The 23,877-nt window shown below is 69.9% G+C and carries 25 protein-coding genes and 3 pseudogenes; 14 read left to right on the top strand and 14 right to left on the bottom strand.

The features are described 5' to 3' along the window. Positions 1–11: 11 nt before the first annotated feature. Both BS75_RS40885 and BS75_RS48900 read left to right on the top strand, forming a co-directional pair. Positions 12–1,190, top strand: a complete 1,179-nt coding sequence (locus BS75_RS40885; RefSeq protein ID WP_034091824.1) for a hypothetical protein — start codon at positions 12–14, stop codon at positions 1,188–1,190. Positions 1,191–1,478: 288 nt separating this feature from the next. Next, positions 1,479–1,646, top strand: a complete 168-nt coding sequence (locus BS75_RS48900) for a hypothetical protein (RefSeq protein ID WP_156164339.1) — start codon at positions 1,479–1,481, stop codon at positions 1,644–1,646. 77 nt (positions 1,647–1,723) lie between these two features. Here BS75_RS48900 and BS75_RS40875 read toward each other — a convergent pair whose 3' ends face one another. After that, positions 1,724–3,760 (bottom strand): alpha/beta hydrolase, encoded by a 2,037-nt coding sequence (locus BS75_RS40875; protein WP_034091823.1) that lies wholly within the window; start codon positions 3,758–3,760, stop codon positions 1,724–1,726. A 251-nt stretch (positions 3,761–4,011) separates the two neighbouring features. Between BS75_RS40875 and BS75_RS40870 the strand changes: the two are divergent. The 5 genes and pseudogenes from BS75_RS40870 to BS75_RS51160 form a co-directional block, all read left to right on the top strand. After that, positions 4,012–4,221, top strand: a pseudogene (locus BS75_RS40870) (sortase domain-containing protein); the annotation flags it as partial. Between the two features lie 32 nt (positions 4,222–4,253). Next, a complete protein-coding gene (locus BS75_RS40865) occupies positions 4,254–4,589 on the top strand; it encodes a hypothetical protein (RefSeq protein WP_034091821.1) in 336 nt (111 codons plus the stop codon). Positions 4,590–5,189: 600 nt separating this feature from the next. Further along, positions 5,190–7,322 (top strand): IPT/TIG domain-containing protein, encoded by a 2,133-nt coding sequence (locus BS75_RS40860; RefSeq protein ID WP_160312261.1) that lies wholly within the window; start codon positions 5,190–5,192, stop codon positions 7,320–7,322. Positions 7,323–7,885: 563 nt separating this feature from the next. Continuing rightward, positions 7,886–8,032: a hypothetical protein gene (locus BS75_RS51165; RefSeq protein WP_231608048.1), complete on the top strand. Its 147-nt coding sequence runs from the start codon at positions 7,886–7,888 to the stop codon at positions 8,030–8,032. After that, positions 8,029–8,124: pseudogene (locus BS75_RS51160) on the top strand (FAD-dependent oxidoreductase); the annotation flags it as partial. The gene BS75_RS51165 and the pseudogene BS75_RS51160, both read left to right, overlap by 4 nt. Positions 8,125–8,168: 44 nt before the next feature. On the opposite strand, the gene BS75_RS52380 reads toward BS75_RS51160, so the two are convergent. The 3 genes from BS75_RS52380 to BS75_RS40845 form a co-directional block, all read right to left on the bottom strand. Beyond that, positions 8,169–8,624: a transposase family protein gene (locus BS75_RS52380; RefSeq protein ID WP_052070399.1), complete on the bottom strand. Its 456-nt coding sequence runs from the start codon at positions 8,622–8,624 to the stop codon at positions 8,169–8,171. A 408-nt stretch (positions 8,625–9,032) separates the two neighbouring features. Beyond that, positions 9,033–9,860, bottom strand: a complete 828-nt coding sequence (locus BS75_RS45380) for a hypothetical protein (RefSeq protein ID WP_152645869.1) — start codon at positions 9,858–9,860, stop codon at positions 9,033–9,035. A gap of 205 nt (positions 9,861–10,065) precedes the next feature. Further along, positions 10,066–10,482 carry a hypothetical protein gene (locus BS75_RS40845; protein WP_152645868.1) on the bottom strand — a complete coding sequence of 139 codons (417 nt, stop codon included), beginning with the start codon at positions 10,480–10,482 and terminating at the stop codon, positions 10,066–10,068. A 274-nt stretch (positions 10,483–10,756) separates the two neighbouring features. Between BS75_RS40845 and BS75_RS40840 the strand changes: the two genes are divergently transcribed. Together BS75_RS40840 and BS75_RS40835 are read left to right on the top strand one after the other, a co-directional pair. Then, complete coding sequence (locus BS75_RS40840) at positions 10,757–11,755, top strand: ArsR/SmtB family transcription factor (RefSeq protein ID WP_152645867.1); 999 nt, start codon at positions 10,757–10,759, stop codon at positions 11,753–11,755. Between the two features lie 647 nt (positions 11,756–12,402). Then, a complete protein-coding gene (locus BS75_RS40835; RefSeq protein ID WP_034091818.1) occupies positions 12,403–13,791 on the top strand; it encodes a condensation domain-containing protein in 1,389 nt (462 codons plus the stop codon). A 25-nt stretch (positions 13,792–13,816) separates the two neighbouring features. On the opposite strand, the pseudogene BS75_RS49710 reads toward BS75_RS40835, so the two are convergent. From BS75_RS49710 to BS75_RS40805, 8 genes and pseudogenes are all read right to left on the bottom strand, one after another. Next, positions 13,817–13,997 (bottom strand): annotated as a pseudogene (locus tag BS75_RS49710) (IS5/IS1182 family transposase); the annotation flags it as partial. A gap of 3 nt (positions 13,998–14,000) precedes the next feature. Then, positions 14,001–15,044 (bottom strand): alpha/beta hydrolase, encoded by a 1,044-nt coding sequence (locus BS75_RS40830; protein ID WP_034091817.1) that lies wholly within the window; start codon positions 15,042–15,044, stop codon positions 14,001–14,003. A 1-nt stretch (position 15,045) separates the two neighbouring features. Beyond that, positions 15,046–15,726: a sterol desaturase family protein gene (locus BS75_RS40825; RefSeq protein ID WP_052070396.1), complete on the bottom strand. Its 681-nt coding sequence runs from the start codon at positions 15,724–15,726 to the stop codon at positions 15,046–15,048. A 54-nt stretch (positions 15,727–15,780) separates the two neighbouring features. Further along, positions 15,781–17,028 (bottom strand): glycosyltransferase, encoded by a 1,248-nt coding sequence (locus tag BS75_RS40820; RefSeq protein WP_081983099.1) that lies wholly within the window; start codon positions 17,026–17,028, stop codon positions 15,781–15,783. A gap of 104 nt (positions 17,029–17,132) precedes the next feature. Continuing rightward, entirely contained in the window at positions 17,133–18,062 is a 930-nt protein-coding gene (locus BS75_RS40815; protein WP_081983098.1) for a TauD/TfdA family dioxygenase, read from the bottom strand. 88 nt (positions 18,063–18,150) lie between these two features. Beyond that, positions 18,151–18,327 (bottom strand): hypothetical protein, encoded by a 177-nt coding sequence (locus tag BS75_RS48895; protein ID WP_156164337.1) that lies wholly within the window; start codon positions 18,325–18,327, stop codon positions 18,151–18,153. Between the two features lie 166 nt (positions 18,328–18,493). After that, positions 18,494–19,006 (bottom strand): hypothetical protein, encoded by a 513-nt coding sequence (locus BS75_RS40810; RefSeq protein WP_152645865.1) that lies wholly within the window; start codon positions 19,004–19,006, stop codon positions 18,494–18,496. Positions 19,007–19,075: 69 nt separating this feature from the next. Further along, positions 19,076–20,170, bottom strand: a complete 1,095-nt coding sequence (locus BS75_RS40805; RefSeq protein WP_231608047.1) for a helix-turn-helix transcriptional regulator — start codon at positions 20,168–20,170, stop codon at positions 19,076–19,078. Between the two features lie 114 nt (positions 20,171–20,284). Here BS75_RS40805 and BS75_RS40800 point away from each other — a divergent pair, with 114 nt between their 5' ends. Continuing rightward, a complete protein-coding gene (locus tag BS75_RS40800; protein WP_034091813.1) occupies positions 20,285–20,479 on the top strand; it encodes a hypothetical protein in 195 nt (64 codons plus the stop codon). A gap of 20 nt (positions 20,480–20,499) precedes the next feature. Next, the gene (locus BS75_RS40795) at positions 20,500–20,736 is read left to right on the top strand and encodes a response regulator transcription factor (RefSeq protein WP_081983096.1); all 237 of its coding nucleotides are present in this window, start codon (positions 20,500–20,502) and stop codon (positions 20,734–20,736) included. On the opposite strand, the gene BS75_RS40790 is transcribed toward BS75_RS40795, so the two are convergent. After that, positions 20,705–21,286: a hypothetical protein gene (locus BS75_RS40790; protein WP_034091812.1), complete on the bottom strand. Its 582-nt coding sequence runs from the start codon at positions 21,284–21,286 to the stop codon at positions 20,705–20,707. The two genes, BS75_RS40795 and BS75_RS40790, sit on opposite strands and share 32 nt — an antisense overlap. A 735-nt stretch (positions 21,287–22,021) precedes the next feature. Between BS75_RS40790 and BS75_RS48890 the strand changes: the two genes are divergently transcribed. The 3 genes from BS75_RS48890 (at position 22,022) to BS75_RS40780 (ending at position 23,091) form a co-directional block, all read left to right on the top strand. Further along, positions 22,022–22,177 (top strand): hypothetical protein, encoded by a 156-nt coding sequence (locus BS75_RS48890; RefSeq protein WP_156164336.1) that lies wholly within the window; start codon positions 22,022–22,024, stop codon positions 22,175–22,177. Positions 22,178–22,263: 86 nt separating this feature from the next. Next, positions 22,264–22,812, top strand: coding sequence for a hypothetical protein (locus tag BS75_RS40785; RefSeq protein ID WP_034091811.1), 549 nt, complete (start codon positions 22,264–22,266; stop codon positions 22,810–22,812). 75 nt (positions 22,813–22,887) lie between these two features. Then, positions 22,888–23,091, top strand: coding sequence for a hypothetical protein (locus BS75_RS40780; RefSeq protein WP_034091810.1), 204 nt, complete (start codon positions 22,888–22,890; stop codon positions 23,089–23,091). Between the two features lie 71 nt (positions 23,092–23,162). Here the strand turns inward: BS75_RS40780 and BS75_RS48885 are convergent, their stop codons facing one another. Next, complete coding sequence (locus BS75_RS48885; protein WP_152645864.1) at positions 23,163–23,873, bottom strand: hypothetical protein; 711 nt, start codon at positions 23,871–23,873, stop codon at positions 23,163–23,165. Positions 23,874–23,877 lie beyond the last annotated feature (4 nt).

The following is a 23,877-nucleotide window of genomic DNA, read 5'->3' as shown; positions in this document are numbered from 1 at the left end:
GTACGTATCCCATGAACCTCTACGCTTCTGCCCTGAAGGCGACGTCGATCGCCGTCATTCCGCTCGTGCTCACGACGACCGGAGCCCAGGCGTCAGCTGGCCCCACGAACGAGTCCGGCAGCAGCCAGTCGGCACCCTCCACGTCCGGACGCAGTTCACAGGACCTGACCGACGCGAGCCAGTCCAGCGCCCACGGCAGCGCATCGAACACCGAGGCCCTCAGCGTCATCCGCACAGCCTCGGGACAGACCGCGGTTGTGGACCGCTCGCTGGCCGACCAGGGAATCACCGCGGCCGCAGGCACGAACTTCGTCGACCTCTCCTGGCAGGGCTACTCCAACCGGGCCCGGTACCTCGTCACCCGTGACAGCAGGGAAGTCGCCACGCTTGCCCCGGGAGTGACCGCCTTCCACGACACCCGCGTCACCCCCGGCAGCACCTACCGCTACAGCATCACGCCCGCGACGCAGCCTCAGGCCACCGACCCCCGGGCCCGCGCCTGGGGCATGAAGGTCGCCATCCCCTCCGCCGCAGAGAACCAGGACACCACCACCGCGCTGCGCAGCCAGGCCGCTGCTCGCACTGCTGCGGCGAAGGCAGCCAAGACGACCACCCTGACGTGGGTGACCTTCATCCCGCAGGACCGCATCGACGCTCCGCCGGCGGGCTGCGACTACGGCAAGGGCTACCAGTTCGGTGGCGACAACCGCTCCGGCTTCGACTGGAGGAAATCCGACTACCGCACGTCCCTGAACGCAGTCATCAACTGGAGCGACAAATCCGTCCAGGGCTACAAGGAGGTCCGTGCCAGCCACGTCTATCAGAAGAGCACCGGCAAACTCATCGCCACCAGGACCGCCACCGACAAGGAAATGTCGGCCAAGAAGCTGGGCTCCGGCAAGGACTATGTGGACGTACGCATGGTCACGCACGCCAGCAATCCCTTCTGCAAGGGCCTTGGTCCCATCAAGGGCGGCATTGACGGCGCCTTCACGATGCACCTCACGACAAGCGGAAACTACTCGATAACCTCTGGCACGCTCCGGCTGATGCCGAACCACTACATCTACATCTACAACGGCGGCAAGGTCACCAACGTCTACACGAGCAAGTACGGCAACCTTATGTGCCTCATTGGCTCCGCCACCTGCGAGGTGGCTCAACTCGGCTCCCTGTACGGAAAGTTCTGACGGTATCGATGGGTGGAGTGCGGCCGGCTTTGCCGCACTCCACCCCAGTGTCGGATCCCGGTGTTCCGCCGGCCGCAACCATTCGTGACGGGAGTGCAATTAACGGCGGATCACCCGCCGTGCCAGGTAGCCGGATGGCTGCCCTGAGGAAGAGGTGTCGGCGCCTTCCGCTTCGGCTCGCGGCTGAGAAGCCGCCGCCGCACCGGCGACAATGGCTGGGACACCGGGGGTCCCGGGGACCGCACCATCGGTCAGGTCGCCGAGGACTTCGACCTGACCGGGACCGCGGTGCGGGACCGGGTCAAGCAGGCCCAGGTCGACGCCGGTGAACGCGAGGGGCTGGCCAGCGACGAGAGGGAGGAGCCGGCGGCGCTGCGGCGGGAGAACCGCCGCCTGCGCGAGGACGTGGAGATCCTGCGGCGCGCGACAGCCTTCTTCGCAGCGGGGACCCGGTGAACGTGCACCCGTTCATCGAGGCGGAGAGGCTGCCCGGCCGAGAGCCGTGGAGAGATCTGGTCAAGGAGCCGTTTCGATCACGGTACTGCGACTGCAGCGGCGATGGAATCTCCGTCGGCGGTGCCGGTGAGCTGGGCCGGAGTCAGCGTGTGCAGGGTGTTCCAGGCCGCGTCGACCGTGGCCGTGTGACCGCCGTCGTAGGAGATGGTGAGTGTCGCGTCGACCGCGCCGGTCGTCAGGTTCCAGGTGGCGGTGCCCGAGACCGAGGCGTCGGTTGCCCATTGGTCGGCGGTGAGGGTGAACTTCAGGGTATTGCTTCCGGTGACCTTCCAGGAGCCCCCGCGCAGGCCGAGGTCCTTGGAGCCGTCCAGGTAGCCGGACCGGGCCATCGCGTCTGCGACCGTGGACGCACCCACCGATGCCGCGCGCAGCCCGTCCGGTCCCGCCTGGTTTCCGCTCTCGACGGTGGGCTGGGCCACGTCCGCAAGTTCCAGCGGGAATTCGCCGAGGACTGCTGTCGGTGGCGTGCTCGCGGTGCAGGAGGTGTCGAGCGAGTCGAGTTTCGCCGGGTCGGTGACGAACTGTCGGTAGAGGTCGTCGCCGCACAGTTGCTGGTTCGGCCAGGCCGCGTCGGGCAGCGCGGTCACGTGGGTGATGTTCGGGATTTCGATATAGCGGGCGGAACTGCCCACCTGTGCCTCGGCGGCCGTGTTCCAGGCAGGCGGGGTGACCGCGTCGAGATCGCCGGAGAGAATCAGGACCGGAACACTCGACGGGATCAGCGGGGGGTCGGCCGTCACCGGCGGGTCGTTGGCCGTCGGCGAGGGCCAGTCGAGGCAGGCGTCGAAGACGTTGTTGTACGCGTCCTGGGTCACCCACTGGGCCGGGGTGAACGGCGCGAAGGCGTCGGCCGGTTCCTTCGCGATCGCCGCCTGGAATTGCACGTCCCGGGTGGCCGGGGCGTCCGCCATGTCGTACAGCTCCGGATAGTCGGTGCAGACGGTGGCGAAGTAGACGCCGTCCGAATAGGCCGAGGGCACGGTTCCGTTGTCGTTGTCGTAGCCGACCGACCAGGCCGCGAGCCGCAGCAGCGGAGCGCCGTCGTCGTCATGGAGGTAGGCGCGCGCGGCCGCGTCGAGCTGGGAGTAGACGGCCGGGTCGAAGCCCGCGTTCTCCACCAGGTCGATCAGGACCCTGGTGTCGACGGTCTGGGTCACCTGGGCGTCGTCCAGCCCGACGGTGTTTCCGGTCAGCGGCTCCTGGTCCAGCTTCTCGGCCAAGGCGGTGATGTCCTGCCACGCACCGCCGGGCACCTGGGCCGCGCAGGCGGGTGAGCGGGTGCACGAGGCGTTGAAGGCGTACTCGGCCTCGGTGAGTGTGGCGGTGCTCCAGGGGTCGAGGTTGAGCACCGGATAGGTGCTGTCCAGGGTGACCGTGCGCAGGTCCTGTGGGTAGCGGGAGGCGAAGGCCTGGGCGAACCAGCTGCCGTAGGAGTCGCCGTACAGGTCGACGCTCTTCAGGTCGAGTCGGCCGAGTGTGTAGTTCAGGTCTCGTGCGGCGTTGGCGGTGGCGAACAGGTCGGAGGCCTGCACGTACCGGCCGGCCGAGTTCTTCCAGGTACGGTTCAGCTTCGCTCCGCAGTCGCCGACCAGGGCGTCGAACGCCGATCCGGAGGCGACGCCCGTGTAGTTCTGCAGCGCCGAGCACTTGATCGGAGTGGACAGTCCGGTGCCGCGCAGATCGAACACCAGGGTGTTGTGATGCGCGGCCAGTGGGCCGACCATCGCGGCGTACTGGCCTTCCGACCCCGTGCTCGAGTAGCCGGGGCCGCCTTCGATGGTCACGATGGTGCCCTCGGCTGCTCCGGTGGCGGGCAGCCACTCGAATCCGACCGTGATGTCCGGATCGCCCGCGGAGGCCGGGGCCTGCCAGTCCAGCGGCACGCCGACCGAACCGCAGTATCCAGGCAGCTGCGAGCCGCAGGGGGACAGGGCGACCGAGCCGACAGTGACCGCGGCGGCCGCCGTGGACGGCGTCGCCGCGGCAGAGCCGGCGGGGGCGGTGAAGGTGATGGCGAGTCCTGCCGCCGCGACCGTCGCGGCCAGTATCCGCATTCGCCCCCGGGACGGCCGTCGGGCGGATCGGGGCCGAGGTTCTCGGTCTTCGGCGCAGGGTTGGGCGCGGTTCATCGGCTTCCCCTTCTCGATTGCACTGCGCGAAGCGGAGTTCGCTTCGACGCAAGTACTCACGGACGGTCGGTGGCGGGCCGGCGGCTGAAAGCGGTAGTCCGCAGCGTCAGCGGACTCAGAACAGTCGCAGTATCCTGGTGCCAACCTTGAGAATTCAACTATGCAGCTCGATCTGACGCCGAGTCGGCGAGACCGCCGTGTTCACCATCGACGCCGTCGAGGTGTACTCCGCCGCCGCTTTCCCCAGCCGCAAGGTCTACGCCCCCGCCCAGCGCCCGGAACTGCGCCTGATCACCTGCGGAGCCGGCTTCGACAGGAAACACCAGCAGTACCTGGGCAACGTCGTCGCCTACGCCCACCTCACCGCGACCCTCACCTCAAAGTGAGCTGGATGCGGATCCTTCGAAGTGAAGGGTGCGTGCCAGGTCCGTGCCGTGAACGGCGCGACGTCCTGTACAGGAAGCGTCAGTTCGCCGCCTCGCACGGCCGGGCCGCGCTGCCCCCGTGGCGCGGCGGCCACGTGCGGCCCACTGTCGGCGCGGAGGTCAGCCCCGAGACCCTGCTGGCCCACACCACCCCGGCCGAGGTCGCCGCCGGCGGCCGACCCACCCTCGGTGGCTTCGAGGTCGGCAAGGTCCCCTTCCATGTCACCGGGGAGACCCAGGACCTGACCGCCCAGTACTTAGGCGGCAGCGGCCTGCCGGCCGACTCCATGTTCGGCACGCTGACCCCGAAGGTCGACTACGTCCGCTGATGTCCTGAGCAGGTGCTGCCCGGCTGCCGCCGCCGGAGCGGAGTCCGTGCTCGGACGCGACCAGGCGGGTCTCGATGTACCCGTACCGGGTCGTCGCAGCCGGTCGCACTCGCTGAGCGCAGCACCGGCCGAGAGAAGAGCCTCAGCAAGAAGGTCAGCACCCGCATCCAACCGGGGGCTCCCGCGGTTCGAGGCAGCCCTCGCCGCCCGCGAGATCAAGGCCCGTGCCCCGCACTGCCAGGTCATCTTCACCGTGTCAGTGAAAGCCCCACACCGACTTGAGCGAATCGGACCGCTTCTGATCATAAGAGAGCGACTTCTTTGTACCTTTTGATCATCTTGCGGAGTACATGAGTATTACCGGGTTGATGTGGTTGTTCGGATCCGGTGGAGGTTATGTGTGTGTCATGGTGGAGACGACGACCAGCGCTCTCAAGTCCGTTGATTCACAGCTAAGTTGACCGGCCGGGCCGTTGCGCCCTGCTGTCCTCGGCGCGTGCGTCCCCTGGGGTGGTGGCCGTTGCGGTACCGCGCCCGCGGCGGTCGAAAAGGGCCCCTCGGTCCTGCTGCCGGGGTGCGCAGATGAGGGGGGAGACCTTCATGTCCTTGTTTCTGGCTACCCGATCCCGTCCACCGCTCGCGCGTGGTGCCTCGCGCCTGGTGGCCCTGGCCGTCGGGGGCGTGCTGGCGCTGACCGGCGTGGTTGGCCTGGCCGCGCCCGCGCAGGCTGCCCCGTCCGCCGGTACGACGACCGCGTACGTAGCCAACGCCAACGCGAATTCGGTCTCGGTCATCGACGACGCGTCCGGGACGGTGACGGCCACCATTCCCGTGGGCGCCGGCCCCCGCACCCTGGGGTTCTCACCTGACGGCACCCAGGTCTGGGTCGGCAACTCCAGCGGTGCGTCCGTCTCCGTGATCGACACCGCCACCAAGGCAGTCACCGACACCATCCCGGTCGGCGGCAGCCCCAGAGGGATCACGTTCTCCCCGGACGGCGCCCAGGCCTACGTCACCAACCAGACCGACCCCGGCACCGTCTCGGTGATCGACACCGCCACCGACGCCGTCACTGCCACCATCACGGTGGGCAACGGGCCCGTCAAGTCCGCGATCTCCCCGGACGGCACGCGCCTGTACGTCCTGAACAACGGCGCCGGCACCATCTCGGTGATCGACACCGCCACCGACACCGTCACCGCCACCATCACCGCCTTCGGCGAAGACATCGCGGTCTCGCCGGACGGGGCCCACCTCTACGTGCCCGACGACGGCACCGGCGTCGCCGTCATCGACACGGCGACCGACACGGTCAGCTCCACCATCGCGGTCCCCTCAGGACCCTTTGGTGTCGCGGTCACCCCCGACGGCGCCCACCTGTACGTGACCGAACTGTCCGGCGCGGCAGTCGCTGTGGTCGACACCGCCACCGGCACCATCACCGCCACCATCCCCGTCGGCAGCTACCCCATCGGAGCGGCGGCCACCGCGGACGGCGCCCACGTCTACGTCGCAGACTTCCTCGGCAACACCGCCTCGGTGATCGACACCGCGACCGACACCGTCACCGCCACCATCCCCGTCGGCACCAACCCGCAGGCCGTGGCGACCGGCGTCGTACCCTTCCCCGCACCCACCGTCACCGCGATCAGCCCCGCGGGCGGGCCGGCCTCCGGCGGCACCGCGGTCACGATCACCGGCACCAACCTGGCCGCCGCCACCTCCGTCACCTTCGGCGCCGGCAACCCGGCCACCGCCGTGTCCTGCACCGCGACCACCTGCACCGCCACCGCACCGCCCGGCACCGCAGGCACCGTCGACGTCCAGGTCACCACCCCCAGCGGCACCTCCGCCACCAGCGCCGGCGACCAGTACACCTACATCGCCCAACCCACCGTCACCGCCGTCAGCCCCGCCGGCGGGCCCCTGGCCGGCGGCACCACGGTCACCGTCACCGGCACCGGCCTGACCGGCGCCTCCCTGACCTTCGGCGGGAACCCCGCCACCGCGGTCACCTGCACCGCGACCTCCTGCACCGCCACCGCCCCCGCCGGCACCGCCGGAACGGTCGACGTCCGGGCCACCACCGGCGGCGGCACCAGCACCACCAGCAGCGCCGACCAGTACACCTACTTCGCGGCCCCGGCGGTCACCGCCGTCACCCCGGCCACCGGCACCACCGCCGGCGGCACCACGGTCACCATCACCGGCACCGCCCTGAGCAGCGCCACCGCGATCACCTTCGGCGCGACCAACGCCACCAGCTTCACCTGCGCCACCGCCACGACCTGCACCGCCACCACCCCGCCCGGCAGCGCCGGCACCGTGGACGTCACCGTCACCACCCCCGGCGGCACCAGTACCACCACCAGCGCCGACCACTACACCTACGTCACCCCGTTCACCTTCACCGGCTTCCTCCTTCCTGTAGTGAACCCGCCCTTCGTGAACCCCAGGATCCCGGGCCTTCCCGTCACGGTCCCGTTCAGCCTGCACGGCAACAAGGGCCTGGGCGTCATCGCCGCGGGATCACCCACCAGCCAGCCCGTCAACTGCCTCACCCACGCCCCCACCGGTAGCAGCACCACCGCCACCGGCAGCCTCAGCTACACCCCCCTGCTCGGCATCTACGCCTACATCTGGAAGACCCCGGTCTCCTTCCACGGCACCTGCCAGCAGTTCACCCTCACCCTGACCGACGGCAGCACCCACACCGCCTACTTCGCCTTCTGACAGCACCCCGTCCCTCCTGCTCGGCCCGGCGGATCTCCTGCGCCGGGCCGAGCCCCTGTCCGAGCCCTCTCGCGACCGAAGACCGGATCACGCCCGGCCGCGACCGTGTCCCGCGAGTTCACCGTGGCCGGGGGTCGGTTCGTACTCGGTCATCCGGGCGAGCTGATCCGGGGCCCACCGTTCGAACTCGTTGACGCGGTCCTGGAAGAGACCCTGACCGTGCGGCGCCGACTGCGGGACCCGCCCTCACGGGTCGGCGTCCACTTCGTGTTCGATGCCCGACCGCACCGCCTCCGCCGCGGTGCTGCACCAGCTGCCGTGGGGCCTTGAGACCGGTGAGCTGCTGCGGCCGGGGTGCGCCTGTGCCAGAACGTCGGGAGGCAATATCCCGGCCGGCCAACTCGTCCGTGGTGCGGCGTCGGTGAACTGCTTGCTCGTGTAACCAGTCTGCATGGACACTCAACGACGGTGCGGGTGCCATCGGGGCGTCCCGGGCGTCCCTGGACCCGCGAACGTGCACCGCATCAGGCCCAGCTGGGAGGGCGTGCACGAGGAGCCCCCGCATGAGCACGAATGGAACCACCGTTGTGTCCGGAACCAACCCGACGGACGCGGTGGGCGACGACCCCCTGTGGGACGTGATCGTCGTGGGGCCGGGCTCGCGGGACTGGTCGCGGCCCGGGATCTGGCGGAACGCGGCCTGGCAGTGAAGGTCTTCGAGGCCCGGGACCGCGTCGGCGGACGGGCCTGGTCGCGGGAGTTCCCGGGGACCGACGTCATGGTGGACCTGGGCGCGGAATGGGTCGCGCCCGGGCAGCACACCGCGATCCTGGACGAATACGCAGGCTACGGCATCGAGCTGGCGGACGACGAGGCGACGAGCGCGACCTGTGGCTGCTTCACTGCGAGGTGCTGCACGGGCGGTTCCCCTTCGACGGGGCCGAGCGAGAGGCGTTCGACGCGTTCACGACGGGACTCGCTGAGCACGCGGCGGCGCTGGCTGCCGCAGCGCCGTTCACGGCGCCCGAGGGAACCGACGTCGCCCTCGCCGACCGGGCACACCAGGCGACGCAACCTGACCTTCACCACCCCCTGCCGGCCGTCCACCGCCACATCGGACACGGTCCGACTGTGGAAGCCGTGGACCCGCCCGGTCGGTGTTTCGCACACCGGACAGGGCACAGCGCCGTCGGGGGTCCGTGCCACCACCCGGATGGCCTCGCCGTCGTCCACCACGTCCTCGACGACCAGCGCCGACAACCCTGAAAACACCGTGTCCACAAGGGCCTTGAGCTCAAGCACGCTTCATCATGACCCAGGATGACACCCTGTCACCACCGATTACGGGGCAGCGCCGTTAATTGGACACTCCCGGAGCGCCCGCCCACGGCCCAGCCTCACCGGGGTGAACCCGCCGAGCTGGATAGATCCGCTCTGCCGAGCTCACGGCCGGGGAGGATCGAGCGACGGACCACAGGGCGTGCACCGCGCGCTCCTGCCTTTGCACGGTCCCGCCGACCAGCCACCGCATCAGCGGGATCACCGGCGCGGCACCGAGGTCGGCCGGAGCCGGGCCACGGCCACTCCCCCGACGCGAAGGTCCGCTCACCACTGACGGCAGGGCCCACCTCGGCCGAGCGCCCGGAAGGCCCTGCCACCACCGTCCGCCACGACCTGCGCGAACCGCCGAGACCCGTCCCGGAGCGGCAGTCACCCGGCACCGCCACCGGACGGCCCGGGGGCCGGCTGGCCTTCGATCCGCGTGGCGGTGGCGAGCGCGCTGTCCAGACCTGCCCTGATCTGCTGGAGTGCGCCGAGGTTGGCATCGATCGCCGTGTTCTCGTCGGCCACCTGTACGGCGTGGAAGACTCCGTCGACGTTGTGCTGGTACTTGCACGACACGTCGGCGGTGGCGGTCCTGATCTCCAGCGCGGTCGCCGGCTGCAGCGCCTTCCAGCGCGGATCGTCCACGGCGGCCACCGGGCTCGGGTAGTCGAACCCCCGTGCCTTCATGCAGGCCGACCATGCACCGAAGACGTCCTTGACCCGCCCGTCCGCCAACGCCGCGAAGTAGCTGTTCAGCTGGATATTGGTGACCAGTTGGGGGGTGTCGAAGTCCACGTCGGGGTCGGCGGCCTTCGCGCCGGCAATCGTGCGTCGGGCCTGCCCCAGGCAGCCGCCGTCCGGGGTGGCGGAGTTCCACGGCGTGCTCGCCCCGAGCAGCGCCGTGGTGATCCGAGGACTGACGGGCGCGGCGGCCTTGGACCGCTGCTCGTAGGCGATCTGCGCGGCGGCCACGCTCCTGTCGCGGTATCCCTGGGTGGCCGCGAGGGCGGGATCGTTGTCCGGCAGATCACCTGACAGGTCATCAGTTCCACTGCTCGGAGCGGCCACTGGAAGCGTGTAGTCAAGGCCGAGCTGCTCCATGCAGGAGTGCACCAGGGCCGCCTCGGCGTTGGTGAGCACGGCCTGCTGCGCGGCGGTGAGCTCATAGTGCGTGATCGGCAGCGCACTGAGTTGGTTCGGTCCCGTCGGCACCGGAACCGTGGTGACCGGGGACCCCGTGGACACGGGGCCCCGGCGAGGTGGGCGGATCCGCCGCCCGCGCAGCCTGCCAGCAGCAGGCCCGCGACCAGTAGACCGCCCGCAACCGAGGCGGCACCGACCCGACTTCTCTTCATGGCTTCATTCAGCATGGACGGCCGGCCCTTCCCGATTGGGTGCCACGTCTCGGTGTTGCCCACTAGCAGCCGCTGGGGCCGCTCCAGGTCTGCGAGGCATCGTTGTTGCGGAGGCTCGTGTTCAGGTTGCCGGATCCCCACGGGCCGAACGACTGACCGATGTTGCCGCCGGTCCCGAGCGGGTAGACCCAGACGGTCACGGTGCAGGCGGTGTCGAAGTTCGCGACCGACGCCGCGTCGTTGCGGACCGCGTCGCCGTCACCGTCACAGCTGTTGTTGTTGCAGCCGCCGAAGCTGTTGCCCTGGTAGTTGATCGAGTAGGGGCTGCCGAAGTACCCGCCCACGAAGCCCTGGTGGTAGAACAGGCAGCTGTCACCGCCGGTGCCGGTGGCTCCGTCGCCCGAAACGCAGTTGCCCGGGCCGCTCGCCTCCGCCGCGGGTGCCCCCAGGGCGAGTCCCGCGGTGAGAAGTCCGGCCACGGTGGCCCCCGTCAACACAGTCCTGATCTTCAACATGAGTTGTGCCCCTGTCTCGTTGCCGCTGATGGATGCGCGGTGGCTCGGCGAATTCCGGCCCGCGCTTGGTGCGGGTGCGATCGGTGCGGCTCCATGGAACCAGCTGGAATGTCCACGGTCGAATCATTCGACCAGGTTCGAAGGTTGGAATCAGCTGACATGTAAGGGTCCGAATGCTTCGATGAGGCCCCAGGGACGGGGGTAGCCCGTCAAGTGGCGCCACTGAGCGGGGGTTGGTGTGCTGCGGATCGACATGCACATTGGGGTTCTGGCCGACACGAGGTTCGCTATCTCACCGGCGAGCGTCACGGTTGATGCTCTGCACCTGATGCGTGCGGATGCACAACCATGCGGCGGAGGTTGGCAATCCATGATCCAGAAGGCGCTCCGCGAGCGGAAACTCGCTGTTCTGACTTCCCTGTTCAGTGGTTCGTGGGACTACGTACCGGACTTCATCACTCCGCAGCCGTACGTTCCGGAACCGACGCTCCATGAGGATTTGCACGCCATCGCCAACGTCGACGCCGGGCGTCTGCGCTGGGAGATAGAGATCATGGCCCTGGGCAACCCCGAGGACAACCTGTCCGGCCGCCGCATTCCGAGGGTGCTCAAGGACGTGTTGCAGCAGGGCGAGCAGGCGCTCGCACAGCGATTGGCCGACGAACTCGACCAGGTGTGGCAACAGGCCATCGCCCCGCACTGGGCAACCCTGCGCGCTCGCCTGGAGAGCGACATCGGTCACCGGGCCCGAGCCATCGCCCGGCACGGACTGTCAGGCATGCTGGCCGACCTGCACCCCCGGGTCGTCTGGGACGACGACCACCTGAAACTGCTGACGCGACTCCAGGGCCGTCGCCTCGCCGACTCCGGTCTGACCCTGATGCCGTCGGCGATCACCACCAACCTGTTCCTGGTCATGGACTGCACGCCGGCCCCGGTGCCCCGGCCGCCCATCATCACCTACCCGGCCCTGCGCAGCGCGGCCACCGGCCCTTCAGCCGCTCCCACGACACAGGCGCTGTTCGGCATGACCCGAGCGCGTCTCCTCGCAGACCTGCAGGTCGAACGCACCACCGGCGAACTGGGCGAACGCCACTTCCTAGCCGCCAGCACGGTCTCCTACCACCTGGGCATCCTGCATCGCGCCGGGCTGGTCACCCGAACCCGAAAGTCCCACCGCGTGCTCTACGAGCAGACGCCCGGCGCGACCGCTCTACTCGGCTCGGGAACCCCGTAATGAGGGGGAGCCGGCCGGGGCCCGAAAGGGCCCCGGCTGTTGGTGCGGACAGGCGCAGGGTGAGGGCGAACCCGGCGCTGTTGAGGTCGGCGTTGGGGTCAGTAGCGTCAAGGACGGGGATGGGGAGCCAGGGGACGTCAAAGCCTCGGATGACCCCTTCTCCCGGCAGTGACCAGCCGCGATCCCGCTGCGGCGACGGCCATGGCATTGATGTCGACCCACGCTCACAGCTTCTCGGCGGGATCCAGGAACGACATGCCGGGGCGGATCCCGCCCATGCCGCAGAGGGGCACCCGGGCGATCATGTCGCACGCCTCGGGCGGAACCCGGAATTCCCCCGGGTCCAGTCCATGTGCACCTCTGCTGACGTTGCGTCAGCTCTGGCGCCCCTGCCGGGAGAGGTATGCGGTCTTTCGGAATTCGTGCCCGCGGTTGCGGAGGCCACGCGACCATGGGTGCGGCAGACACAGACCGGGACAAGAGCACGCCATGGTTACCAGCGACGATTCGGGCTGCCGGGCGGCTGTTGAGCCAACGCCGGGCGCCCCGTCCGGGCGGTCTCGACGCGAACCACCCGCTGAGGCCACACTCGGTGCTGATTCCGCCCCGCACCGAGCGGAATCCCCACCGCACCGGAGAGGTCCGCCTTGACCACCACCCGCACGCTGGAGATCGAGCTGTCGTCAGGACGCTCCGGCACCGGCCCCGCCACCTGGGGCCAGCACTCGATCTGGGACACCGTCAGCACGCTGGGCGACGACGCGGCCCGCTACAACGTCTCGCTGGGCGCGCCGGTCACCGTCGCCCTGCCCGTGCCCGCCGTCCTGGACGCACTCGGGCAACTGCTCCAGCTGCACGACTCGCTGCACACCACCCTCGCCGCGGATGAGACGGGTCGGCTGCGGCAGACCGTGGAACCCGACGGGCGGGTGCCGGTCGTACTCCGTCCGTGCGTGAGCGACGACCCGGCGGAGATCGCCGAGGAGGGCGCCGCACTGCTCGCCGAACTGGTCGGGCAGCCGTTCGCACTGGACGCCGAGTGGCCGGTCCGGGTCGGACTGCTGGAGTCCGGCGGCGAGGTCCGGTTCATCGCCCTGGTCCTCGCCCACACCGCCGCCGACGGCTGGGGGCTGCACCAGGTCGCCACCAATCTCACCGCACTGGTGCTGGGCGAGCCCCCGGCCCGGATCAGTGAGCTGCGCCCTTCCCTCCAGCCACTGGAGGAGGCGGAGTTCCAGTGCTCGGAGCGCGGGCGGCGCCGGGACGCCGCCGCGCGCCAGTACTGGTTCCGCAAGCTGAAGGCCGGCCCGCCGCGGCTGTTCCGGGACAAGGGAACCGGCGGGCAGCCCGGGACCCTGCCGTTCCCCAACGCGCTGCTGCACTCCCCCGCCCTGGCGCTGGCCCTGCCGAGGGTCGCCGCCGTCCACCGGGTGGGACCCTCCGCCGTGCTGCTGGCGGCGGTCGCGACGATGACCGCCCGGATCTCCGGCTGCCCCGACGCGGTCCTGCAGGTGGTGGTCAACAACCGTTTCCTGCCCGGACTGGCCCACGCCGTGAGCACCCTGTCCGGCCAGGCGCTGGTGCACCTCCCGGACGCCGACCAGGACTTCGTCGAGCTGCTGCGCCGGACCCAGAGCGTCTCGCTGGCCTCCTACCGGCACGCCTACTACGACCGGCTGCTGCTGGAGCGGGACATCGCGGAACTGGAGGCCGGGGACGGCCCGGTCGCCGACCGCAGCTGCTTCTTCAACGACACGCGCGAGCTGGGCACGCAACCGGTCGAGGCGTTCGACCCCGGGGCCCGCGCCGATCCCGCGGGCATCGCCGAGGCCAGGTCGCTGACCACCCTGAGCTGGCCGATCGTGTTCCCCCCGCGCCAGGGCGTCAGCTTCGCGGTGGACGCCCTGGGCGCGGGCGACGCGGTACGGCTGTCGATGACCGCGGACAGCGCGCTGCTGTCCCGGGAGGAGATGGAGCGGTTCCTCTTCGGCATCGAGGAACTGATCACCACCACCGCGACGACTGCACAGCCATGAGCATGTGGACCGACCGGCAAATGGATCACTTGAGGCGCCGGGTGGTGGGGCGGTCGTCCCAGTGACACTGGCTGGTCGCGCGTCGGATGGGCATGCGGAGCGTGACGGGGGGCAGCGGCGAGGTGGAGGTAGAAGTCGACGACCTTGCCGCTCTTCTCAGTGCAGCGCCGCAGCTTGCCGCAATCGTTCATCCAGCGCCGCGCACGGGCTTACCGGGCCAGGGCCGCGCGCAGGGCGTCTGCGGCCTCGGCGGTGGCCTCACGGAACCGCTGCCCGAGACCGAGCATGCTCGCATAGCCGTGGGTGAGGTCGGGCTGCAGGTTGACGGTGGTGGGGACACCCGCCTCGCGCAGCCGCCGGGCGTACTCCAGTGCCTCGTCACGCAGCAGGTCGAAGCCGGGCACGGCGATGAAGGCAGGGGGTAGTCCGCGGAGGTCCGCGCCCAGGAGCGGGGAGAGCCGCGGGTCGGCGCGGTCGACCCCGGCGGGGGCGTAGTGGTCGAGGGCCCAGGCCAGTTCGGAGCGGGTCACCACAAAGCCCTCGCCGAAGGCCTCATGGGACCGCCGCACGGTGGACGCGTCGAGGTTGGGGTAGAGCAGCAGCTGGTACGCGGCGGACTCGGCACCGCCCCTGCTGAGCTGGGCGACCACGGCAGCCAGATTGCCTCCCGCGCTGTCTCCTCCGACGGCGATGCGGGCGGGATCGGCCCGCAGCCTGCCCGCCTGCGCGTGGGCGAAGGCGAACGCGGCCATGGCGTCGTCGACCGCTGCCGGGAAGACGTGCTCGGGCGCCAACCGGTATTCGGGCAGCAGTACCTGGACGCCCGACCGGTGGGCGAGGAACCGCGCGGTGCTGTCGTGGCTCTCCCGGGAACCGGCCACCCACCCGCCGCCGTGGAAGTAGAGCAACAGCGCGGAGGCCTGCGGTCCCGAGTCCGGGGTGTAGAGGGTGGCCGCGATCGCGCCCGCCGGTCCTGGAACCACCACCTCGCTGGTCCGTACCGGTCCGACCGGTCGGCCGCCGAGGACGTAGCCCGAGCGGGCCATGGCGGCACGGGTCGTGCTCAGGGCTGCGTCGACGGGTGAGGTCACGAACAGTCGCTGGAGCCTCAGCAGCAACTGGGCGTCCAGGGCCAGGCCCCGGCCGGCCTGCCGGGGCGGCCGGCCGGCCAGCATCCGCCGGAGCGGGCGGGGCAGGGCGGAGAGCTGCCGGACGGCCCGGGCCTGGAGCCTGGCCGCCACGGTCGGTGGCACGTCAGCCCCTGCGCGGGCGGGGCGCGGGCGCGGTCCGGAACACATGGTCGAGCCAGGGGGCGCTCACCGCGAAGCCGGTCCGGCCGTCCTGGTAGTGGTGCAGCAGGTGGCGCCGTCGCAGTTCCCGACCGACGGTGGTCCTGGGCCGGTGGTGGTGCAGCAGATAGTGCACCACGTCGTAGAGCAGGTATCCACCGAGGAATCCGCCCGCGACGGGCAGCCACGACGCCGCGCCGAATGCCAGGCGGAACAGCAGGCAGAAGGCCGCAGCTGGCGGGATCGACCCCGCCAGGGGCATCATCACCCGTTCCGGGTCGTCGGGGTGCTCGTGGTGGACGCCGTGGACGAACCAGTGGACGGCGGCCATGGCCGTCCCGGGCTTGGCCGCCCAATGGAACACCAGCCGGTGCAGCCAGTACTCGGTCAGGGTCCACAGGACGTAGCCGCCGAGAACGAGGGCCGCCCCGCGCAGTGTCCCGACAACCCGTACCCCCAGGAGGATCAGGGCCAGTGACACGGGAAGGTAGAAGGCGATCGGCAGCCACAGGCCGGTCCGGGTCAGCCGGTCCAGAGCCCGGCTGCGCAGCAGGGGCGGTGAGCTGCGCCGGTACTCCGCGCGGCTGACGCGGGCCGCGGTAGCCGCGGCGTCCCGGGTGCTGTCGTGAATGAGATCGGTCGTCATGGTTCTTCCTTCGTCGTGCGGTTCGGGAACACTGTTGCGGCCTCCACGGAGGTTTCAGGCACTGACGGCGGCGGAAGCCCGGGCGGGCGCCCCGGCGAGTGCGCGGTAGCAGTCGAGGAGGCGGGCGCAGCCGTCCTCCACGGTGAAGCGCGCGGCTTCGGCGCCGGCTCGGGACCGGAGCGCCGCCGAGTCCTCGACCAGCGCCCGGCGCAGCGCGTCCTGCAGGGCGTCGGCGCTGTCCGGCGTGAAGAGGTACGCGTTGCCGCCGTCCTGGAGGCGGTCGGTGATGCCGCCACCCGCCGTGGTGACCACGGGTGTTCCGGAGGCCATCGCCTCGACGACGGTGCGCCCGAACGTCTCGTAGGGCGAGGCGGTGCAGAACACGTCGCTGGAGCTGTACAGGTCCGTCCGGTCGCTGCCGTGGACGAAGCCCAGGAAGTGGATCCGGGACGACTGCTCGGCGAGGCGCCGCAGTTCCGCCACCACGTCGGCGGGGCCGTCGCCGGCGACGAACAGTGAGAGGTCCTCGTGCCCCGGTTCGGCGCTGAGCCGGAGGAACGCGGCGATCACCAGGTCGAGGCGTTTCTCACGGGCGAGGCGCCCCAGGAAGAGCACGGCCTTGCCCCTGCCGTCGTGGGCGGGCGCCAGGCGCGTGAGCACGCCCGGGTCGCGTCGGCCGGCGGCGAAGTCCGCGATGTCGATCCCGATGAAGGGGAGTTGCTCGATCGGCACCCGGGAGATGCCGCGCAGGGTCTGGGCGGCGTGCTGGGTCGCGCACAGCGCGGCGTCGAACCGCCGGTACAGATAGCGCATCGCGGGGCGGATCAGCGGAGTGCGCAAATGCCGCCAGCCCGGGTAGCTGCGGGCGAAGTTCAGGTAGTCGCCCTGGTACTGGGCGATGTAGGGCACCTTGTGGCGACGGGCGTAGGCCCGGCCCGGAGCGCCCCAGGACGCGAACAGGAAGGACCGCTCCGGGTCGGTGACCACGACCAGGTCTGGGCGGATCCTCTCCAGTGCGGCGTCGATCTGTCCCAGCGCGGCCCGGCGCGGCACTCGCAGGACCGGATAGGGCAGCCACGGCTTCGCGGCGTAGGGGAAGACCTCCAGTCCCTCGGCGGGCGCCGCCGGGCTCTCCTCCGAGGCGTCGGGTTCCGGAGTGAGCAGACACAACCGGACGCCCTCCTGTGCCGCGAACCACCGGGCACGCTCCAGGTTTCCCAAGGAGACCCCGGTTACCTCGGGCGGAAAACTCGCAGTGATCCAGACAACGGTGAAGGGAGCTGGCAATACAGGCGTGCTCATGTCAAGTTCCTCGTTTCGATGGCCGCGCGGCGTTCGACGCCGCACGGCGGACGGCCGCGGCGCGGACGCGGGTGTTGCGACCGATGGCCAGGAGTGGGTACCGGTCAGGACTGGGCGGGCCCGTGCTCGCCGAGGGCGTGGCCGATACGGGTGAGGATGCGGCGCTCGCTGTCGGCGATGGGACGTCGGCCGTGCATGTAGCGCGTGTTGTCCGCGACCACGATGTCACCCCGCTGCCAGGCCACGTCGTGGGTCACGTCGTCGGCACAGGCGGCGATGGCGTTCAGGTAAGCCGCAGGGAAGGCCGATCCGTTACCGAGAGTGGCGCTGGCTCCGCCGGCGGTCATCCGCAAGTCAAACGCCTGGCTGAGCGCGAGGGTGGTCAGCAGTGAGTTGCAGAACGAGTCGCGAGCCGGGTCGCCCGAGCGGACGAGGAAGCTGGTCGTGTAGGTTCCGTTCAGCGTGTCGCCGTCGAACGAGGCTCCCAGGTGTCCGAGGCCCGCGTACCTGCGGTTGAGTGCTGCGACGACCTGCTGTGCCGCCGCGGGGGTGTCCACCCCGAGGGTGGAGTGCCAGCGTTCCGGCGAGGCGCTCCACGTCCAGACGAGTTCGTTGGCCCGCAGGAACTCCACGATCTCGGTCGGCAGCCGGTCCAGCAGTGCCGCTCCGTCGCACAGGGTGGTCGCGCCCCCGTCCCGGGGTGGCTGCTCGCAGTAGAACATCAGCAGGTCGGGTGTGCCCGGGGCGTAGGAGAGCTCACGGTGCAGCGGGATCGCGTGCGAGCCCTTGTTGACGGTGGCCGTGGCACCGTCCGCGCTGACCGGCTCACGCTCCCGGCCCGCGACGGAGTGGTGGATCAACGGCGTCATCAGGGCGTCGGCCAGGTCTTCGAAATCCGTCACGGTCCGGTGCGCTCTGCGCAACAGGACCGCACCGTGCCGCCGCAGAGCAGCTCGCACGGCACCGGGCGTGGCATCGTCGAGCAGATGGGGGGCGCTCGGCCCGGCGTACGGAGGGGCTGCGAGGTCGGTCATGGGTTGGTCACGTTCGCCTTTCAGGGGTTGGTCGCCAGGGCGGCCGCGGCCCGGACCCCACAGGAGGCCGGGCCGCGGCCGAACGCCACTACTTCGGGTCGCACTCGATGTGCTCGGCGCAGGTGTAGTTCGGCGTGATGGTCTGCGTCACAGCGGCACGGCCCTGGACCGCCTGCGGGGTGGCGGCCATGGCAGCGGGCAGCACGATCGAACTGAGGGCCATGACGACGGCCGCGGTGGAAGCGAATCGAACAGTGCGGGACATGTGAACTCCTTGGTGAAAGAGGCGCCCGTTCACCGGGCACCGTGATTTCCGCGAGACCGACCGCAGTTCTGCACTCGGATTCGGGTTCCTCCCTCTCGCTGGAATGAATCCTGCCGTCGGCGCCGGCAGCGGGAAAGTCACGGGATCCAGTTACCGAAGCCACTGATCAGCCGATCGAGAGGTCCAGAGCGACGGTGCGCGCATGCCCTTTCGAGAGCGTGTAGCTGAAATGCGCGGGTACATAGAGGACGCTCCCGCGCCGCAGCCGCAGCTCCATGCTCACCGTGGGGTGAGGTTCCCCGACCTCGGCCGAACCATCGATACGGCAGTCGAATCCACAGGTCAAAGGCATCAAAAGCCTTTCCTGCCCGGCTGCCTGCGGCTGGGTCGCACGGTCCCGCGACAGATCCCAGGCCGAGGCCCGCACCTGCGTTCCCAGCAGCACACCCAGATGGTCCGTCAATTCCTCGACTTGCTCGTTGACGGAAACCGGGTACAAGGAATCGGCCGCCGGAGGGACGGACGGCGACACGGCCCTGGAACAGAACTCCTCGGAGAGGCCGGGCTCACCGGACGGCCATACGACGGCCGGACCGACTGCACGGTTCGCCGTCAAGCAGAAACCCACGTCGCGGGCGAAGGACTCCATTTCTCGCGCAAGCCTTCGGCCAATACTCATCCATGCCTCCCCCGTGGACCTACAAGGACAACCACTCTTGCCTCGGCAGCAGCACGGGGGTAGTCACGACTATGCGGGACTCCGCCGACCCGCCGGCCCGGCGTGCTCATCGGCCGCGTCGTCCACGGCGCCGTCGGCCAACTGGGCGGAGCCCGCGGCCCGCACTCCCGCCTGGAAGCGGCTGTCGGCCCTGAGGCCGGCCATGATGTCGGCGATATGGCGGCGCAGGGTGCGCAGCGACATGCCCAGTCGCCGAGCGATGGCTTCGTCCTTGAGCCCCGCCGCGAGGAGACGCAGGATCGTCCGGTCGAGCTCCTTCGACACGGCTTCGAGCCCGTCCGCAGGGGCGTCCCCGAAGGGCTTGGCGGTGCTCCAGGCCGCTTCGAAGATGGAGCACAGGTACGCGACGATCGAGGGCTCGCGGATGACGACGGCGCCCCAGCTCCCGTGCCGGTCCGGAATGAACGCGGTCTCGCGGTCGAAGACGATGATCCGGCCGAACAGCTCGTGCGCCGTGCGGTACTCGGCCCCCAACGCGGACACCGCAGCCACGTAGGCCTGGCTCGGACCGTTGAAACGCGCCGTGTGCTGGTAGAGCGTACGCATCCGGACACCGCGTTCCAGCAGTGCGGTGTCACGCGCGATCGACTCCTGAAGTGCCTCGGGCACCCGGTTGCCGCCCGGCTGGCAGGTCAGCATCTCCTGCCGGCAGGCCTCGGAGGCCCGGTTGAGGGCCGAGCGGACCCCCTCCAGTTCCGTGATGGGCTCCACATCCGAGGTGCCCCTGCCGCGACCGGCATGGAAGTGCGAGCGCAGGGCGCCGATGCGGGCGTTGATCCCGTCAAGTTGCGCCTGCTGCGCCCGGATGGTTTGGCTCAGTTCCTGGGTCGCGGCAGCCGCCGAAAGGCCGGGGTCCACGGCCACCAGTCCCCCACGCTCGTCGCTGCCGATCAGCAGCTGCGCCCGCTCGAGGGCACTGACGGCGGAGCGCGCATCCGCAGCCGACAACCCCAGAGCGCCTGCGACGCTGTCGGGCTCCGCACCTGGACGCTGGGCGATCCAGGCATACACGCCCATCTGATCGCCGGTCAGAGAGGCAAGCACAGCAGAAAGGGAAACCTCTCCTGATATGTCCATACTTGTTCCCAACTCGTCTTGCTGCATGGCAGCTTGGTGAGCAGTCTGTCAGGTGGTGCGGGCGTGGTGCCCGGGGCCAGTCTGAAGCAACCGAGGGCACCGCAGAAGGTGCCCCAGACGATCACCCCTGGGAGTTCGCTGATGCCCGCTCTGCGTCTTGCCGTCATCGCCCTCGCCTTCAGTGCAGTCACGGCGATCCACCCCGTCGACCTGGACCACCGGCAGGCCGACGGCCGGGTGTCGCCCGTTACTGCCACCGTTGTCGCGCCTGCGGACAGCGCCTGGGGCGGCGGCTACATCCCCCCGAAGCCCGAGGCCGTCTCGCCCGCCCTGTGACAACCGGAAGGAAGAACTCCATGACGATCGGAACCGCTGACCGCAACCCGGCCCTCAGCCCACGCGAACTGGAGGTCCTGCAGCATCTCGCCCGAGGCTGCACCTACGCCGCCATTGCCCACCGCATGGGTCTGAGCACCCACACCGTGGACACCTACCTGCGGCGCATCCGGGCCAAGACGGGGGCCGACAACCGCATCCGCCTGGCGCTGCTCGCCGCCGAGGTCAGCACCCCCACGATGGAGACCTCGATCTGAGCGCCAGCGGACTCCTGCGGACGGCCCCTCGCCCTTGAACCGGAGGAGCCGTCTCGCACCGGGAGCCCGAGGCCCGACCCGAGGGTCCGTACGGTCGACTGGACAGACCCTCGTCGCGGTGTCCCTGGCGCCGGCGGCGGCGCCGGGGCGCTCCAGCGCTCCAGTGCAGGTAGTTGATCGCTTCCTCCGGGGAGTCGCACTCCTCCTCACCGAGGCGCAGCGTGAGGCACCGACGCAGGCTGCCGACGCGGTAGTTCCAGCGGTGCACCCCGGTGCCGCCGATCCACGAGCCCGTGTCGGGGTGCCACAGGCCCATGTGGGATCCCGGCGCGGCCCCGAACGTCGCCGCGACACGCAACCAGCGCCTGCGCACGGTGACCTCGACGTCGACCGGCTCACCGAGCTTCAGCCGGTCCCCGAGGGCGCCGTAGTGCGTATCCAGGAATCCGTGCTTCACAGCCGCGTCCACGCCGGACTGCCACAGGTACCGCTCCCAGCCATCGCGCAGGCTGGTGGGTGCGGCAATACCCCGGTAGGTGCGCTCGGTCACGGTGTTGCTCCTTCGGCCGCTTCAGTCGCTGCGCTGTGTACCGCGCCGATTGCGGACCCACCGGCTGCGTGCGAGAACGCCCGGTGTATCGTCCGCGGAATGCGATGCGGAACATGCGGTTCAGAGCGGCTCAGCCCCCTCGGCGAGGTAGGCGAACGCGGAGAGTGGAGCAGCCGACTGCAGCTCCGGTTCAGGGCGGCGGGCCTGTTCAAGTCGAAGCCTGTATATGACGCACCGTTGGGGCGTGGGTGTCGTGACTGCGGGGCATTGACACTGTTCCTCTCGGGTGAGGCTCGGCAGCAGTTGGATGCGGATGCGGACGGCCTGAGCGACGTGACGGACTGGGGGTAGCTTCACGCCTTCCCCCGCCGTGCGACCGCCGCGCATGCGCTGCTCCTTCGGTTGGGCCGCCTGGCCGGAAGGCCGGGGCCGGGCGCCGGGGTTGAGTTGGGCGGTGGGCAACGCCCTCGACCGCCCGTACGGTGCGGGGCATGACCGTTTCCGAGTACGGCTGGTCCGAGCGGACCGTGCCTACCCCCCGACAGTCGCAGGCTTGTAAGTGCTCAGCCGCCCCACCAATCCCGCTGTGGGGCGACCCGCTCAGCAGAGAGATCGTCGTCGCCGCCAACTGCCAGCACTCCCCGCTCGACTGCCAGGTCACCTGCATGAACAAGCCCGGCTGACGCCTTCGCGCTGTCATACTCGGACAGACCAACGCGCGTCAGGACGCAGCCGATGAAGTGGATCAGCCCGCAGCACGCAGTGCTCGTCGCCGACTACGAGCGCGCCCAGGCCGCCATCGAGGCCAATGTCTGGCCCGACCGTCCTGACGCGCCGTACCGACTGGCCGTCTTCACCACGGTCGGCCCCGACGCGGACGAGCAGGACTGAACAATGCAGCCGGGCGCCCACCGTCCTCGCGATGGCGGGCGCCGCTGCATGCTCCGGGTCCGCTGCCCGCCCGGTACCCTGACGCCATGACAGCTGTAGTCGGCATCGTCCGCAACGGCCGCGTCCACCTCGGTGCCGACAGTGCCGGCGTCTCCGGCTGGTCCCTGACGCTCCGGGCGGACGAGAAGGTCTTCCGCAACGGCCCGTACGCGATGGGCTTCACCACCTCGTACCGCATGGGCCAGCTGCTCCGGTACGCCTTCACTCCCCCGGAGCCGACCGGAGACCTGCCGCGCTTCATGGTCACCACGTTCGTCGACTCCGTCCGCGCCTGCCTCAAGGACGGCGGCTGGGCCACGAAGAACGCCGAGCAGGAATCCGGCGGCCAGTTCCTCGTCGGCATAGCCGGACGCCTGTTCATCGTCGACTCCGACTACCAGGTCGGCGAGCCCCACGCCCGCTACGCCGCCGTCGGCTGCGGCGCCGACATCGCCCTCGGCGCGCTGTACGCCACCACCGAGCTGCCGGTCCGCAAGCGGATGCAGGTCGCCCTCGAAGCCGCCGAGCGGCACAGCTCCGGCGTCCACGGCCCGTTCGCCTACACGACGACACGAAAGCCACCCGCGTCAGCCTGAATCCGCGCGCATGTTCAGCCGGACAGCTCCTGACTTCCTAACAGTCCCGGACGGCGACGGGTGCATCCTGATCCCATGCCGCCCACGCTCGCCCCCAGCACCTGCCCGCGCCCCGGCCTCCCCGCCGACCCGGCCAACTGGCGCATCGCGATCACCGAACGGATCCCGGCGCCGTCGTACATCCGTATCGGTGACGAGCTGTACAGCGAGAACGTCTCCTGCCCCCTACTCTCCCTGCTGCTGCACTCGGCGCCGGCGGGACCCGGGCCCGCGTGCTGAGGGTCGCGGGAAGCTCGCGGCCCTGACCGACCTCCAGTCGGGGCCGCGAGTCCAATCAGTGTGGCGCCCGACTACCGCCGGAAGATCGGCCCATAGACGGTGTCGACCTCGGAGGAGCCAAGTTCCACCCTGTCAGCACCGCAGCCGAGGGCCGCGTAGTTGAGCTCCCCCCAGTAGAGGGCCTCCAGCGAGTCAGGGTGGAACCACTCGGAGATCTGGAACGTGTGAGTGGCATTCCCCGCGAACGTGGGCAAGCGGATAGGCTCACTGAGCCAGTACGCGGCATCCGGGTAGACCGCCGGATGCCAGACGAAGGTCATGGTCTCCCAGCGCCCCTTGTCGACCTGCCAGTACACCGTGGGAACGAGGCGTTGCCGGTGGGCCGGGGATCCGGGGGCCAGCGGAAGCGACTCCGGCATGGGAATGATCATGTAGTTGACTGTCATGTCCGAGCGCGTGGTGCCGCTCGTATTGTGGATCGGCGTGGACACGTTGATCCGCTGCCCCGCCCATCGGGCAACGGGGCCGTTGATATCATTGCGCCCGGTGATCCCGCTGCAGTTGGCGACACTGCCCGCTGACACCTTCTGCGCGGCGGACGCTTCGCTCGCCGACGCGAAGAGCGTCGCCAGCAGGGCGAGCCCTACCGCTGCGGAACCTGCGCGCCGAGACGTTGATCCCAAGATTCCCCCAAGTCGCGATGCTGGCCGAACTGGCCAGCAGCGCAAACTATCGCGGCCAGGACGAACCCAGCAAACCAGTTCGAACACGGAGGTGACCATGCCT

Source organism: Streptacidiphilus albus JL83 (assembly GCF_000744705.1).
GTDB classification, from domain to species: domain Bacteria; phylum Actinomycetota; class Actinomycetes; order Streptomycetales; family Streptomycetaceae; genus Streptacidiphilus; species Streptacidiphilus albus.
Note: the sequence above shows the minus strand (reverse complement) of the source record. Positions and strands in the feature narration are given on the sequence as shown.